The sequence below is a fragment of the Planctomycetota bacterium genome, assembly GCA_035384565.1.
In the GTDB taxonomy this organism is placed as follows: domain Bacteria; phylum Planctomycetota; class PUPC01; order DSUN01; family DSUN01; genus DAOOIT01.
In genome coordinates this window covers 81,491-94,868 of sequence record DAOOIT010000008.1, presented here as the reverse complement: position 1 = coordinate 94,868, position 13,378 = coordinate 81,491, and the positions used below count along the sequence as shown (strand labels likewise).

The following is a 13,378-nucleotide window of genomic DNA, read 5'->3' as shown; positions in this document are numbered from 1 at the left end:
CGCGCCCACGAGTCAGTTCAGTAGAAAGCGGCGTCCATCGCGCGCCGCCAGTGCGGCCGCGGTGCGGCGGCTGCGACGCCGGCCGCACTGGCGCCGAGGCCCGGGCTCGGGCTCCGGCGTCGCCTTCGGGGCATCCTGCATGCGCCGTGCCACCAGGTGGTCATAGCACATGCCCCACGTGATATAGAGGAGCACAAGTAGGCCGACGACCCACTCGGCCACGGCCATGAGCAACCCGCCCATCCTGCGCATCGGCGCCGGTCCTTCCTCCCAGCCCCCAGTTCCGCACAGAGGCGCGCGCACCGTCACTTGAGGTTTGCGAGGTAGTTCTCGGGGTTCTTGTGGAACTTCTCGATGCAGCCCGGGCAGCAGAAGTACACGCGCCGCCCGTTGTAGTCGGTGTAGACCTTCGGGTCGATCTTGCCGCCCATCACGGGGCAGGTCGTCTGCTGGATCGTCGGATCGGCGGGCGCCTCCTTCTTCTTGGTCAGTGCCCGCATCGCCATGTGCATGGGACAGTAGTCCATCAGGCTGCACCCCTGCGCCGCCAGCGAGAAGACGGCCGCCGCCACGAGGAACCCAAGACCACGCTTCATCCCACGACTCCTTCGGTTTGAGACCTCGGCCCTGGAAACAACGGGGCGGCGCGGCGGAGCGCCCGCGCGCCGCTGCCCATTGGTTGCCTAGACGCGCGAGACGCACGGAACGTTACGCGCCCGGCTCCCCCGAAAGGCGCTTCGGCGGGCTCCGCATGCGGCTCGAGCGGCGGCGCCTCCAGCCCCCTAGCGGCGCAGGTTGGTGGGGAATGCGGGCTGGGTGAGCCGATCGCCCCGCGCTGCTACGGGATCGCCGCCAGGCGCTGGCGGGCCCTGGCGGCCCACTCGCTGTCGGGATGCTTCTCGATGATCTGGAGGAAGTACTCGCGTGCCTTCTCGGGCTTCTCGACACGCAGGTAGTTTTCGGCCATGCTCCACCAGGCTCGGCACTCGCGCTCGGCGCGGTCCGAAGCGCCGGGGGCGGGAGAGGGCTTCGCGAGGGCAGGCGTGGACTCGGCGGGGCGTTCGGCCTGGAGCTTGCGGATCAGGGCGTCGGCCCGCTCGCCGAAGGGCGAGCCCTCATAGCGGTTGGCCAGGGCGGCGAGAAGGCGCGCGGCCTCGTCGCGCGGCTTCTCGGCCAGGGCCTTCTCGGCCTCCGCGAGGCGGCCCTCGGCCTGCTCGGCGAGCTTCTTCGCCGCGTCGGCCGCGGCCAGGCAGGTCTCGCTGGTCTCGGAGACCTGGGCCAGCTCGCTGTAGAGGGCGAACGCCTTGCCCAGCTTGCCCGCCTGCTCGGCGGCGCGGGCCGCTGCCAGGCGCGGCTGGAGCTGCCGCTGCGGGCCGTTGGCCAGCAGCCAGGCGGGGAGCACCGGGGTGTCCATCTTCATCTGGTGGGCGAGGCCGTCGTACTTCTCGAAGGTCACCACGGCGCCCACCTTGCGGTAGAAATCGGCGCCCTTCTGGGCGGCGGGGTAGTTCGGGTCCTTCTCGCCCACCCCGATGTAGATGGGTTTGTTGCGCAGGATGCGCGGGTTCTGGAGGGGCAGGTCGAACTTCTGCCGGCCCGCGCCCAGGATGGCGATGCCGGCCCATAGTTCGGGACACGCCTCGGCCATCGAGCTGGCCATCCAGCCGCCCATCGAGAAGCCGCCCACGAAGAGCTGCTCGCGGTCCACGGCGAGGCGGCTCGCCACGCGGGCGAGAGCCGTGGCCACGCATTCGGCCTCGCGGGCCATCTGCTGGTCGAACTCGGCCGTGGTGAGCCGCCGCGGGCTCTGGTCCAGATAGCTCATGCCCACGACGATGAAGCCCTTGCCGCCGGTGACCTCGCGGAAGGGCCACACCGTCTGCTTGCCCCCCTGGCCGTGGTAGCAGAAGATGGCGGGCCAGCGGCGCGAGGCCCGGTAGTCGCTCGGCACGTACACGGTGAAGTAGCCGCCGCCGACTTTCGGCTCGTCCACCCGAGTCTCCCTGCCGGGGGGCAACTCGGGCGCGGGAGCGACCGGGGCCTTTCCCTGCTCGGCGGCAAGAGCCGATGCCAGGCCCGCCAACGCCGCGGCCAGCGCGAACCGAGCCGTCATGTCCGATGGCCCTCCGTCGTGGGGTGCCTTCGGCCCCACGCGCGGGATCATACAGGCGGCCCGGCGGCAAAGCAAGCGGAACTCTGGCCGGGGTAGCCCGCTACTTCGGCTTGCGCGCGCCGACCACGGCGCTCATGTCGTCGGCCTTGCGGAGCAGGCGAGGGGCGGCGAAGCCCGCGGCGCGCAGCGCGCCCGCGATCTCGCGCAGCGTGTAGGTGCCGCCACTCTCGGTCGCGACGAGCATGTTGACGGCGAACAGCGCGCCCATGGGGGGATGGGTGCGCGAGGCGTCCATCACCAGGTCGCGGATCAGGATGCGGCCGCCCGGCTCCAGCGCCGCGTAGACCCGCTTGAACAGGGCGGTGGTGCCCTCGAGCGACTCCTGGTGGATGATGGCGCTCACCCAGGCCAGGTCGGCTCCCCGGGGGAGCCTGTCCCGCGTGTAGTCGCCGCCGACCAGGCGCACGCGGTCCAGCATCCCCGCCGCCGCCACGCGGCGCTGCGCGAGCGGTATCACCTGCGGGAGGTCGAAGAGCGTGGCCGTCGAGCCAGGGACGGCGCGCAGGAAGGCCAGCGTCCAGGTGGCCGGCCCCCCGCCCACGTCGAGCAGGTGCTGGAAACGCGGCGGGCCGAGCTCTCGAATGACGCGGGGAGCGATGGGCGCCGACACATTGTCCATGGCCCCGATGAATGCCTCGCGGTTGGCTTCGTCATCGCGGATGCTGCGATAGCCTTCCGCCGGCCGCCCTGTCTTCACGACCGTGGCCAACTGCGCCCACCGCCGCAGGCACGTGCCCGAGTGGCGCGTCATGGCCAGGACGTTGCTCGGGCTCGACGCGCTGAGCGCCTCTGTCACCCCGGGGGCCGGGGCATAAGTGGCGCCGCGCTTCACGAGCAGGCCCATCGCCGCGAGGGCATCGAGAAGCGTCGCCGTGGCGCGAGCGTCGGCCCGCAACTTCGACGCCAGTGCCTTGGCACCCTGGCGTCGCGACGCGAGCGCCGTGAACACATCCAGGTCGGCGGCCGCCGTCAGCACACAGGCGCCCTGGAAGGCGCGGGCGAGATTCAGCAACTCCTCAGCGGTCCAGCTCTTGGGCATCTCTAGTCGCCTCCTGGGGTTGGGTCTGGGTCTCCCATAGTCACTCTAGCCCGGCTGCCGTTCGCGTGCAACTGGTTCCTGCAAGGGCGCGATTGACAGGCTCTTGTGTTGCCGCTAGAGTTCTCTCCGTAACACGCCGGCGGCGCACGGTGTAGAGTCGACCGGGGCGAGGGGGAACAGGGGTTCACTGATGCCTAAGGCGCTTCAGGCGGCGTCGTGTCTGTGTCTCATCGCCACGCTGCTGGCGGGGGCGGAGGCCCGCGAGGCGCAACTGGACACGGGCCGGATCTCAGGCCTGGTTGTGGGGGAGGGCGGGGACGTGTGTGTCTACAAAGGCATCCCATTCGCCGCGTCCCCCGTGGGCGACCTTCGATGGCGCCCTCCGCAGCCAGTGACGCCGTGGGAGGGGGTGCGTCTGTGCACAAAGTTCGGCCCCTGGTGCCCGCAACCGAAGCCCCTCATGGGACGCGAGCTCGGTGAGTTGAGCGAGGACTGCCTCTACCTCAACGTGTGGGCTCCGGCCAGGGACCCCACGGGCCGCCTGCCTGTCATGGTATGGATACATGGTGGTGGGCACACCACCGGCTCGGGTGCTTCGCCCTACTACGACGGCGAACGCCTGGCCCGGGAAGGGGTGGTGCTGGTGACCATCAACTACCGGCTCGGCCCCTTCGGCTACCTGGCCCACCCGCTGCTGTCGAAGGAATCAGAGAGACAAGTGTCTGGTAATTATGGACTTCTGGACCAGATTGCCGCGCTTCAATGGGTCCAGCGCAACATCGCCGCATTCGGCGGGGACGCGGGGTGCGTCACCATCTTCGGGGAGTCGGCGGGAGCCGCAAGTGTCTGCCGCCTCATGGTTTCCCCACTTGCGAAGGGCCTCTTCCACCGCGCAATCGCCCAGAGCGGCGGCGCCCACGGCAACAACCGCTACCTCCGTGAGCGGCGCGGGAGCCTTGAGCCGATGGAAGCCATTGGCGAGCAGCTCGCCGCAAAGCTCGGCTGCGACAAGGCGAACGACGTGCTCGCGGCGCTCCGGGCGAAGTCCTGGCAGCAGATTCTCGACGCCGCGGCCCCCGGCCAGGGCCTCTTCGGGCGAGGCGTCAAGTACGGACCCGTCGTGGATGGCTGGGCTGTGCCCGACCACCCAGTCACACTCTTTGCTGCGGGCAGACAGCACGATGTGCCGTTCCTGGCAGGGTCCAACGCCGACGAGGGCACGGTGTTCCTCCAACAGGCCAACGTGCAGCGAGTGCAGGGCTATAAGTGGCTGCTGAGACTACGGTTCGGTGCCGAGGCCGACCGCGTGTTCGCTCTCTTCCCCGCCGAGAGAGATGAGGATGCCGGGCCCGCCTTCGCCCGCCTGGTTGGCGTGTCGGCTTTCGTGGCCCCCGCGCGATTCCTCGCCCGCTCGATGCAGAGGTGCAAGTCCCCAGCCTACCTCTACCACTTCACGCGTGTGCCGCCGGGCGAGCGCGCGCAGAAACTCGGAGCCTTCCACGCGCTCGAGCTCGCCTATGTGTTTGGCACGCTGACAGATAAGCTTGCGTTTGACCAGACCGACCGTACCCTCTCCGACACGATGCGCAAGTGCTGGACACGGTTCGCCCGGACCGGCGATCCGAACGGCCCTGGTCTGCCTCAATGGCCAGCGTATCATCCTGAAAAAGATGAACTTATGGAATTCGGCGACGCCGTGAGGGTGCGCATCGGCCTCCACCGCGAAGCCTGCGACCTGCTGGACGCGGTGCAGGCCCAGCGCGGCCCGGGCCGGCCCGCTGAGGATTTCTGAGGTTGGCTCGATTCGGCGCGGGCCTGGGCGCCGTGGGGGCCCTCTGGGGGTGAGGGACGGACAGGATGGTCGGAATGGACGGGGCGGACGGGGCGTAGCGTGGGTGCCCATTCTGTCCATCGTGTCCATTTCAAGTCAACACAGAGAAGCGCGGATCTCAACAAGCGCCTCCTCTCGCTTGACAGCCGTGGGGGAACCCGTATAATGACGGGCAACCGGGATTGCGCCCGTGTGGGGCGCAGGCGAGGCGGTACACCCCTTACCCAGGAGGAGTCGGGACGATGGCGATCCGTATCGGGATCAATGGCTTCGGTCGTATCGGCAGGCTGTTCTTTCGGGCGCTGAAGGGCGCGAGCGATATCGAGGTGGTGGCGATCAACGACCTCGCCGATGCCGCTCTGCTGGCGCAGTTGCTGAAGTACGATTCGGTGCACGGCCGCTACAAGGGCACCGTGGCCGCCGCCAAGGAAGGCGATAAGGCGTTCCTGGTGGTGGACGGCAAGAAGATCCCCGTGCTGTCGGAGAAGGACCCGGCCAAGCTGCCGTGGGCCGCGATGAATGTGCAGATCGCCGTGGAGTCCACCGGCATCTTCACCGACAAGGAGGCGATGTCGAAGCACATCCAGGCCGGCGCCAAGAAGGTGCTGCTCACGGCCCCGGCGAAGGGCGAGATTGACGCGACCATCGTGTTCGGCGTGAACGACAAGAGCCTGAAGCCGACCGACGTCTACGTGTCGAACGCCTCGTGCACCACGAACTGCCTGGCGCCGCTGGTGAAGGTGCTGCACGAGAACTTCGGCGTGGAGTACGGTCTGATGACCACCTGCCACGCCTACACGAACGACCAGCGGATCGCCGACCTGGTGCACAAGGACCCCCGCCGCGCCCGCGCCGGCGCGATCAACATCATCCCCACCACCACCGGCGCGGCCAAGGCCGTGGGCGAGGTGATCCCCGAGCTCAAGGGCAAGCTCAACGGCTTCGCGCTCCGCGTGCCGGTGGCCGACGGCTCGGTGGTGGACCTCGTGGCCGTGGTGAAGAAGGACGTGACGAAGGAAGAGGTGAACGCCGCCATGAAGAAGGCGGCCGAGGGCGAGCTCAAGGGCATCCTCGAGTACACCGAGGACCCCATCGTATCGAGCGACGTCATCGGCAACTGCGTCTCCAGCCTCTTCGACGCGCAGTCCACCATGGTCATGCAGAAGCGCATGGTCAAAGTGGTGTCGTGGTACGACAACGAGATGGGCTACTCGACGCGCTGCGTCGAGCTGATCCGCCTGATGGCGAAGTGACCTCACACCCTCCCGCGGGTTTCCCCAATCCGCGGGAGGGCTCTCTTTCCTGGTTGTCTGGCCAAGTGAGAGGACGACTGGATGGCCAAGCTGACGATTGACGACCTCGACCTGCGCGGCAAGCGGGTGCTGATCCGCGTGGACTTCAATGTGCCCTTGAAAGAGGGCAAGGTGGCGGACGACACGCGCATCGTGGCGGCGCTGCCGACGATTCGGAAGGCGATGGGCGACGGCGGCAGGGTGGTCCTGATGTCGCACCTGGGCCGGCCCGACGGCAAGGTGAACGAGAAGTACCGCCTCGCCCCCGCGGCGAAGCGGCTCGGCGAACTCCTCGGCAAACCGGTGGCCACGGCGCCCGATTGCGTGGGGCCCGAGGCCGAAGCCGCCGTGGCGAAGCTGAAGCCCGGCGACGTGCTGCTGCTCGAGAACCTGCGCTTCCACGCCGAGGAGGAGGCCAACGACCCCGAGTTCTCCAGGAAGCTCGCCGCGCTGGGCGACGTGTACGTGGACGACGCGTTCGGCTGCGCCCACCGCGCGCACGCCTCGGTGGCGGGCGTGACCGCCTATCTGCCCGCGGCGGCCGGCTATCTGCTCCAGAAGGAGATCGAGTATCTCGGCAACGCCGTGGCCCACCCGAAGCGGCCGTTCGTGGCCATTCTCGGCGGCGCCAAGGTGAGCGACAAGATCGCCGTGATCACCAACCTGCTCACGAAGGTGGACGCGCTGATCGTGGGCGGGGCGATGGCCTACACGTTCCTGAAGGCCCAGGGCATCGAGGTGGGCGCCTCGCGGGTCGAGGCCGACCGGCTCGAGGACGCCCGGGCCATGCTGGCCGACGCCGCGGCCCGGCGCGTGGCGTTCCACCTGCCGGCCGACCACGTGGTGGGCGACAAGTTCCCGATGACGAAGGAGGGCACCCCCGTGCCCGACGTCACGCGCGAGACCACGCCCGGCGCCGCCATCCCGGCCGGCCGGATGGGGCTGGACATCGGCCCCGCGACGATCCAGGCCTTCTGCAACGTCCTCACCGGCGCAGCAACCGTGGTGTGGAACGGCCCGATGGGCGTGTTCGAGGACCCGCGGTTCGCGGCCGGCACGCGGTCCGTGGCCGAGGCGCTGGCGGCGAGCCAGGCCACCAGCGTGCTGGGCGGCGGCGACACGGCGGCCGCTGCCAACGCCTTCAAGGTGGCCGACAAGATGACGCATATTTCGACGGGCGGCGGCGCCTCGCTGGAGTTCCTCGAGGGCAAAGTGCTGCCCGGCATCGCGGCCCTGAAGGACAAGTAGGGCGTGCACGCGTGCACGCGGAAGAAGACGCCCGATGCGGGTGAAGATCGCGCCGTCGCTGCTGGCCGCCGACTGGCTCCGCCTCGGCGACGAGGTCGCCTCGGTCATTGCGGCCGGCGCCGACCTGCTGCACTGTGACGTGATGGACGGCCACTATGTGCCGAACCTGACGATGGGCGTGCCCATCGTGGCCGCGGTGGCCGGGGTCTCCTCGGTGCCGCTCGACGTGCACCTGATGCTGGACAACCCCGGCGCCTTTGTCGAGATCTTCGCACGGGCGGGCGCCGCGACGATCGGCTTCCACGTCGAGGTGGCCCCGAAGCCGGGAGACCTGATCGCCGCGATTCGCGCGTGCGGCAAGCGCGCGTCCATCACGCTCAGCCCGCCCACGCCGGCCGCGGCCGTCGAGCCGTTCCTCGACGCTGTGGACCAGGTGCTCGTGATGAGCGTGGCGCCCGGGTTCGGCGGACAGGAGTTCATCCCCGCCGTGCTCGACAAGGTGCGGCGGCTTCGACGTCTGGCTCCCCCGGGGCTGGACATCGAGATAGACGGCGGCATCAACCCGGCGACCGCGGCTGCGGCCGTGGCCGCCGGCGCCAACGTGCTTGTGGCGGGAACGGCAATCTTCGGCGCCAGCGACCGGGCGCACGCCATCCGCACGCTGCGCGGATGACCCCGCCCTGGCCTGGCAGGTTGCCGCCCAGTGGCCGGTGCCTAGGACGGGAGGGCCGCGATGGCCTGGCGCGAGAGCGGACAGGACACGCGCCCCGAGGGGCGGAAAGTCTCGACCGGCATGCTGCTCAACCGCATCTCGTCGGAAGAGCAGCGCTTCGTGGCGCGCGAGCTTCACGAGACCCTGCTGGACCTGCCCAAGGTGTGGGCGCCCAGCGAGGTGTTCGTGCACGAGTCGATCTCGTACCGCCTGAAGGGCCGCGCCTTCGTGCACATGGCGCCGCCCCTCGAGTGCGACCACACCGAGCTCCATATCCTCGAGGGCCTGTATGCGTTGCCCACCCTGCTCGACATGGCCAAGCACGCGCTCCCACCGACGGTGCAGGTCCGCAGCTTCGAGACCGCGCCCCACCGGCACACCTCGGGCGGCGAGGTGGTCATCCGCGTGGACCGCAGCAACCTGGGCGACGTGTGCCGCTTCATCGTCCAACTCTACCGCCGCGAGTGTGGCTACTGAGCTTCCCGCAGGGAGTCCCTGACCCATGCCCTGGATGAGCAAGCGACGCTCGACCATTCCCGACGGCCTCTGGATGAAGTGCGACGCCTGCGGGAAGATGGTCTACAAGCGCGAGGTGGAGCAGGCCCTCTGGGTCTGCCCCAAGTGCCAATACCACTTCTCCCTCACCGCGCCGCAGCGCATCCGCATCCTCCTGGACGAGGGTTCGTTCCAGGAGGCCGACGCCGATATCGCCCCCACCGACCCGCTGAAGTTCGTGGACCGCATGCCGTACGCCGAGCGCCTTCGGGAGATGCAGCAGGCCACCGGGCTGAAGGACGCGGTGGTGAGCGGCCGCGCGAAGATTGACGGGCGTGAAACCTATGTGGCCTTGATGGACTCGCGGTTCATCATGGCCTCGATGGGTTCCGTGGTGGGCGAGAAGATCACGCGCGCCTTCGAGCACGCGGCCGAGCTGCGGCTGCCCATCATCATTTTCTGCGCCTCGGGCGGCGCGCGCATGCAGGAAGGCTGCCTCTCCCTGATGCAGATGATCAAGACCTCGGCCGCCGCTCGCCGCTACCGCGACCAGGGCGGGGTCTACATCGCCGTCCTCACCAATCCCACCTACGCCGGCGTCATGGCCAGCTTCGCCTCGCTGGGCGACATCATCGTGGCCGAGCCCAAGGCCCTCATCGGCTTCACCGGCGCGCGGGTCATCCAGCAGACCCTCAAGGCCGAGCTGCCCCCCGGCTTCCAGACCGCCGAGTTCATGCTCGAGCATGGCTTCCTCGACCGCATCATCCACCGCAAGGACCTGCGGCGCGAACTCGCCCTCCTCCTCGACTACTGCAAGCCTGTCTTCAACGGCAAGCCCACCGCAACCTGATAAGACGTGGGGAGGAACTTCTTGCAAGAAGTTCCTCCCCACACCCCTCCTCAAGAACTCCTGAACTGGGGCTGCGGCGGTTGAGCTGGGCCGTCCGCATGGGGCGCGTCTTTGGTTGGTGGGAGAACCGTCCCCGTCGAGCGGGCTCGACCGCCGCAGCCCCAATCCAAGAGTCTTTGGGAGAAGGGGGAGTGGGGGAGGAGCCCTTTCTGCCAGAAAGGGCTCCTCCCCCACACTCCCGGCTACCTCGCATTGGTTCCCAAGGCGGCTATGAGCTGCGGGATTGTCTTCGCCTCATCGTGCCGGGCCTCCACCGCCTCGCGGGCACGGCGGGCGCGGGTGAGGGCCGCGGCAGGGTCGCCCAGCACCGCCTCGATCCTGGCTGCAAGGTCGGCCGCATCGCCAGGCTTTGCCACCAGACCCGTCTCTCCGTCGCGCACGAGGTCGGGCAGGCCGCCCACGTCGGTCGTCACCAGCGGCACGCCCAGCGCCGCCGCCTCGACCACCACGTTCGGCAACCCGTCCATATCGCCATCGCGAGCGGCCACGCTGGGGGCGACGAGAGCGGCTGCCTGACCATATGCCTTCGCCAGCTCCTCCTGCGGCAGCCAGCCCCTGATCTCGACCGCGTCGCCGACGGCCAGTTGGGCGATCTGGCGCTCGAGCGCCCTCCGCTCGGGGCCGTCGCCGATGAGCCAGCAACGGACCGGGCGGCCCCGCCGGCGCAGTGCGGCCACGGCTTCGACGAAGCAGGCAAAGCCCTTCTTCTCGACAAAGCGCCCGACGCCCAGGACGAGCGGCTCGCCCCTCGGCAGCTCGGCGCGGAACGGATAGCGGCCGAGGGGCAGACCGTGGGGCACGAGCGCGATCTTCGCCCTGTCGGCCTCGCGCACCAACTCTGCCGCGCGCTTCGCAACCGCCGAGTTGCACGCGATGATCCTGTCCGCTGCTCGCGCCTTGGCCGCGAAGAACTCCGCCTCGGCAAACACGTCCCGCGCGTGCACCGCGAAACTGAAGGGCAGCCCGGCAACATCGGCGGCGAACCAGCCGAAGGTCGAGGGGGCGTTGCCGAAGTGCGCGTGCACCCGCTCGATGCCCTGGCGCCGCATACGCTGCGCCATCTCGAACGCCAGGCCGCGGCCCACCAGGGCACGCCAGGCGGCTCGCCCCTCGCGCGGAAGGTGCGCAAGCAGGCGGAACTGCCAGCGGATGCTCGCCCCCATCGCGGCCATCTCGCCCCACGGCGACCAGGCGCTGCACCGCTCCACGTGCCGCCCGGGCGGCGTCGCCGCCTGGGCGCCCTGCGCGCGCCAGAGCGGGAAGACGGCAACCTCGTGGCCGCGCGCCGCCAGCGCCTCGATCTCGCGCTCGATGAACGTCTCGGACCCGCAGGGATAGGTGCCGACGACGCAGGCTATCCGCATGTCAGCGCCTCCCGGTAGACAGCGCGCGTCCGCTCGGCGGTACGGGGCCAGGTGAACTGGGCGGCGCGGGCGAAGCCGGCGGCGCGGAGGCGCTCGCGCAGCGCCGCTTCGCCGAGCACCCGCCGCATGGCGTCGGCCAGGGCCTCAGGGTCGCGGGCGGGGACATGTTCCGCCGCGTCGCCGGTGGACTCCAGAAGCGCCTCGGCATCGGAGGTCACGACGGGCGTGCCGCAGGCCATGGCCTCCAGGGGCGGCAGCCCGAAGCCCTCGACGATTGAGGGGAAGGCGAAGAGCTCGGCGCCGCCGTAGAGGCCGGCAAGGTCGCTCTCCTTGACGTAGCCGAGGAAGCGCACGTCGCCCTCCACCCCCAGCTCGGCGGGGAGGGCGAAGGTGCCGCGGCACTTCCAGCCGCGCTTGCCTGCGATGACCAGCTCGTGCGGCTGGCCCTCGCGCTTGAGCGCGGCGAAGGCGCGCAGCAGCGTCGGCAGGCTCTTCTTCGGCTCGACGTTGCCGACGAACAGGATATAGGGGCGGGCGAGATGGTGGCGTGCCCGCACGCGCGCCCGGTCATCGAGCGAGGGCGGCTTGAGGTGGGCGTCCACGCCGAGGGGCACGACGCGCACCCGCTCGCGCTCGACGCCCAGCCGCTCGACGACCTGCCGCGCCACGCACTCCAGGGGCACCATGATCCGCGCCGCGGCCCGAGCCGAGCGCGGCAGGCGCCAGCGGTAGTGCAAGGCGTTCGACCGCCTAGCCAGGCCGGGATGGGTGAGCGCCACCAGGTCGTAGATCGTCAGCACGGTGGGGCAGGGGAGAGGGCTCGGCGCCACGTAGCCGGGCGCGTGAAACAGGTCGAAGCCCTTCAGCCGTCGCCGCAGGAATCGCTCCTCGTAAGCGATGCGGAGAACCCGCGAGCGATTGGACACCGGGAGCCGCTCGATGCCGATGCGCGCGCCGTTGAGCACCCGCTCGTCGAAGTCGCGGCCCACCAGCGCCACGAACTCGTCGCCCGCACCGGCCCCGGCGCCCACGTGCCGCAGGAGCGCGTGGATCGCCTTCTCGACGCCCGAGAAGCGGCCGGAGAGCAGCAGGGCGTTGATGGCGACACGCATGGAACCACCCCGACCGCGTGATACGCGATGCGTGATGCGTGAGAAGCCAGGCGGAAGAGTTGCGCCGCCGTTCGCCTTCTCACGTGTCACGCATCCCGGGCGCTCACACGCTGAACCGGATGTTGATCACATCGCCATCCTGAACCACGTAGTCCCGCCCCTCCAGGCGCTCCTTGCCGTGCGAGCGGCAGTCCTTCCAGCCGCCGAACTGGAGGAAGTCGGCGGCGGAGATGACCTCGGCGCGAATGAAGCCTCGGGCGAGATCGGTGTGCACGCAGCCCGCCGCCTCCACCGCCGTGGTGCCCCGCGGAATGAGCCAGGCGCGCAGCTCCTTCTCGCCCGCGGTGAAGAAGGTGATCTGGTCGAGGGCCGCCAGGACGGCCGCGAGGACCTTCTGGGCGCTCAGCTCGGCGAGGCCGAGGTCCTGGAGGAACGGCGCGCGCTCGGCGGGGTCGAGGGCCAGCAGCTCCTTCTCGATGGCAGCGGCGACGGCCAGCGTCGGCTCGTGCCGCTGGCCGAGGCAGGCCAGGGCCGCCGCGCCGTCGCCGATCTGCGTCTCGCCGATGTTGACGACGATGGCGCTGGGCTTCTGCGTGAGGAAGCAGAAGCACTTCAGCGCCTTCTCCTCCTCCGCGGTCGCGGCGAAGCGGCTGAGCGAGCCGTGGGCCTGGAGGTGCGCGTGGCAGCGCTCGAGGAGGGCCAGCTCGACCTTCTCGCCTTCCTGGCGCGGCGTGGGCTTCTTGACGCTCACGCGCAGGCGCTCGATGCGCCGCTCCAGGATGTCGAGGTCCAGAATGAAGAGATCGGAGTCGATCTCCTCGAGGTCGCGGCGCGCGTCCACGGCGCCCTTGTGCGGCGGCACGCCGGGGTTCTCGAAGGCCCGGAGCACCTTCACCAGGCCGTCGGCGTCGCGCAGCGCGCCCGCCGAGTCGGGGTCGGGACGCTCCGTGGCGAAGAGGCCGGCCAGGTCCACGAACTCGATGGCCGCATAGGTCGTCTTCCTGGGCTTCACGATCTCGGCGATGGCGGCGACGCGCGGGTCGCGCACGTGGGCCACCCCCACCTGCACCGAGCCGGGCGCGGCATAGGCGCCGGGGTCGTCCTGGCGGCCCGTCAGGGCGTCGAACAGCGTGGTCTTGCCGGATTGCGGCAGGCCGATGATGGCGATTCGCATCTTCTCGTTTCGCGTCCTTTCGCGTGTT

At 69.8% G+C, this 13,378-nt stretch carries 13 protein-coding genes; 6 read left to right on the top strand and 7 right to left on the bottom strand.

What is annotated here, in order from left to right; genetic code table 11:
• Nucleotides 1–12 precede the first annotated feature (12 nt).
• The 4 genes from PLE19_04865 to PLE19_04850 form a co-directional block, all read right to left on the bottom strand.
• Nucleotides 13–252 carry a hypothetical protein gene (locus PLE19_04865; GenBank protein HPD14255.1) on the bottom strand — a complete coding sequence of 80 codons (240 nt, stop codon included), beginning with the start codon at nucleotides 250–252 and terminating at the stop codon, nucleotides 13–15.
• 53 nt (nucleotides 253–305) lie between these two features.
• Entirely contained in the window at nucleotides 306–596 is a 291-nt protein-coding gene (locus PLE19_04860; protein HPD14254.1) for a YHS domain-containing protein, read from the bottom strand.
• A gap of 242 nt (nucleotides 597–838) precedes the next feature.
• Complete coding sequence (locus tag PLE19_04855) at nucleotides 839–2,113, bottom strand: dienelactone hydrolase family protein (GenBank protein HPD14253.1); 1,275 nt, start codon at nucleotides 2,111–2,113, stop codon at nucleotides 839–841.
• 100 nt (nucleotides 2,114–2,213) lie between these two features.
• Nucleotides 2,214–3,212 (bottom strand): methyltransferase, encoded by a 999-nt coding sequence (locus PLE19_04850; GenBank protein ID HPD14252.1) that lies wholly within the window; start codon nucleotides 3,210–3,212, stop codon nucleotides 2,214–2,216.
• A gap of 190 nt (nucleotides 3,213–3,402) precedes the next feature.
• Between PLE19_04850 and PLE19_04845 the strand changes: the two genes are divergently transcribed.
• From PLE19_04845 to accD, 6 genes are all read left to right on the top strand, one after another.
• Entirely contained in the window at nucleotides 3,403–5,004 is a 1,602-nt protein-coding gene (locus tag PLE19_04845; protein HPD14251.1) for a carboxylesterase/lipase family protein, read from the top strand.
• 281 nt (nucleotides 5,005–5,285) lie between these two features.
• Entirely contained in the window at nucleotides 5,286–6,296 is a 1,011-nt protein-coding gene (gene gap / locus PLE19_04840) for a type I glyceraldehyde-3-phosphate dehydrogenase (GenBank protein ID HPD14250.1), read from the top strand.
• Nucleotides 6,297–6,377: 81 nt separating this feature from the next.
• A complete protein-coding gene (locus PLE19_04835) occupies nucleotides 6,378–7,583 on the top strand; it encodes a phosphoglycerate kinase (GenBank protein HPD14249.1) in 1,206 nt (401 codons plus the stop codon).
• 34 nt (nucleotides 7,584–7,617) lie between these two features.
• Entirely contained in the window at nucleotides 7,618–8,256 is a 639-nt protein-coding gene (rpe, locus tag PLE19_04830) for a ribulose-phosphate 3-epimerase (GenBank protein HPD14248.1), read from the top strand.
• Nucleotides 8,257–8,316: 60 nt separating this feature from the next.
• The gene (locus PLE19_04825; protein ID HPD14247.1) at nucleotides 8,317–8,772 is read left to right on the top strand and encodes a hypothetical protein; all 456 of its coding nucleotides are present in this window, start codon (nucleotides 8,317–8,319) and stop codon (nucleotides 8,770–8,772) included.
• A gap of 25 nt (nucleotides 8,773–8,797) precedes the next feature.
• On the top strand, nucleotides 8,798–9,640 hold the full coding sequence (accD, locus tag PLE19_04820) for an acetyl-CoA carboxylase, carboxyltransferase subunit beta (protein ID HPD14246.1): 843 nt from the start codon (nucleotides 8,798–8,800) through the stop codon (nucleotides 9,638–9,640).
• Between the two features lie 242 nt (nucleotides 9,641–9,882).
• Here accD and PLE19_04815 read toward each other — a convergent pair whose 3' ends face one another.
• The 3 genes from PLE19_04815 to PLE19_04805 all read right to left on the bottom strand — a co-directional run bounded on the left by PLE19_04815 (nucleotide 9,883) and on the right by PLE19_04805 (nucleotide 13,350).
• The gene (locus PLE19_04815; GenBank protein ID HPD14245.1) at nucleotides 9,883–11,064 is read right to left on the bottom strand and encodes a glycosyltransferase family 4 protein; all 1,182 of its coding nucleotides are present in this window, start codon (nucleotides 11,062–11,064) and stop codon (nucleotides 9,883–9,885) included.
• Nucleotides 11,055–12,176, bottom strand: a complete 1,122-nt coding sequence (locus PLE19_04810) for a glycosyltransferase family 1 protein (GenBank protein HPD14244.1) — start codon at nucleotides 12,174–12,176, stop codon at nucleotides 11,055–11,057. Before PLE19_04810 ends, PLE19_04815 begins: the two co-directional genes overlap by 10 nt.
• A 103-nt stretch (nucleotides 12,177–12,279) precedes the next feature.
• A complete protein-coding gene (locus tag PLE19_04805; GenBank protein HPD14243.1) occupies nucleotides 12,280–13,350 on the bottom strand; it encodes a DUF933 domain-containing protein in 1,071 nt (356 codons plus the stop codon).
• Nucleotides 13,351–13,378 lie beyond the last annotated feature (28 nt).

What these genes read in the sequence shown, in the direction of transcription:
- PLE19_04865 (HPD14255.1), bottom strand. Translation starts at nt 252, where the DNA reads ATGCGCAGGATGGGCGGGTTGCTCATGGCCGTGGCCGAGTGGGTCGTC.
- PLE19_04860 (HPD14254.1), bottom strand. Translation starts at nt 596, where the DNA reads ATGAAGCGTGGTCTTGGGTTCCTCGTGGCGGCGGCCGTCTTCTCGCTG.
- PLE19_04855 (HPD14253.1), bottom strand. Translation starts at nt 2,113, where the DNA reads ATGACGGCTCGGTTCGCGCTGGCCGCGGCGTTGGCGGGCCTGGCATCG.
- PLE19_04850 (HPD14252.1), bottom strand. Translation starts at nt 3,212, where the DNA reads ATGCCCAAGAGCTGGACCGCTGAGGAGTTGCTGAATCTCGCCCGCGCC.
- PLE19_04845 (HPD14251.1), top strand. Translation starts at nt 3,403, where the DNA reads ATGCCTAAGGCGCTTCAGGCGGCGTCGTGTCTGTGTCTCATCGCCACG.
- gap (HPD14250.1), top strand. Translation starts at nt 5,286, where the DNA reads ATGGCGATCCGTATCGGGATCAATGGCTTCGGTCGTATCGGCAGGCTG.
- PLE19_04835 (HPD14249.1), top strand. Translation starts at nt 6,378, where the DNA reads ATGGCCAAGCTGACGATTGACGACCTCGACCTGCGCGGCAAGCGGGTG.
- rpe (HPD14248.1), top strand. Translation starts at nt 7,618, where the DNA reads ATGCGGGTGAAGATCGCGCCGTCGCTGCTGGCCGCCGACTGGCTCCGC.
- PLE19_04825 (HPD14247.1), top strand. Translation starts at nt 8,317, where the DNA reads ATGGCCTGGCGCGAGAGCGGACAGGACACGCGCCCCGAGGGGCGGAAA.
- accD (HPD14246.1), top strand. Translation starts at nt 8,798, where the DNA reads ATGCCCTGGATGAGCAAGCGACGCTCGACCATTCCCGACGGCCTCTGG.
- PLE19_04815 (HPD14245.1), bottom strand. Translation starts at nt 11,064, where the DNA reads ATGCGGATAGCCTGCGTCGTCGGCACCTATCCCTGCGGGTCCGAGACG.
- PLE19_04810 (HPD14244.1), bottom strand. Translation starts at nt 12,176, where the DNA reads ATGCGTGTCGCCATCAACGCCCTGCTGCTCTCCGGCCGCTTCTCGGGC.
- PLE19_04805 (HPD14243.1), bottom strand. Translation starts at nt 13,350, where the DNA reads ATGCGAATCGCCATCATCGGCCTGCCGCAATCCGGCAAGACCACGCTG.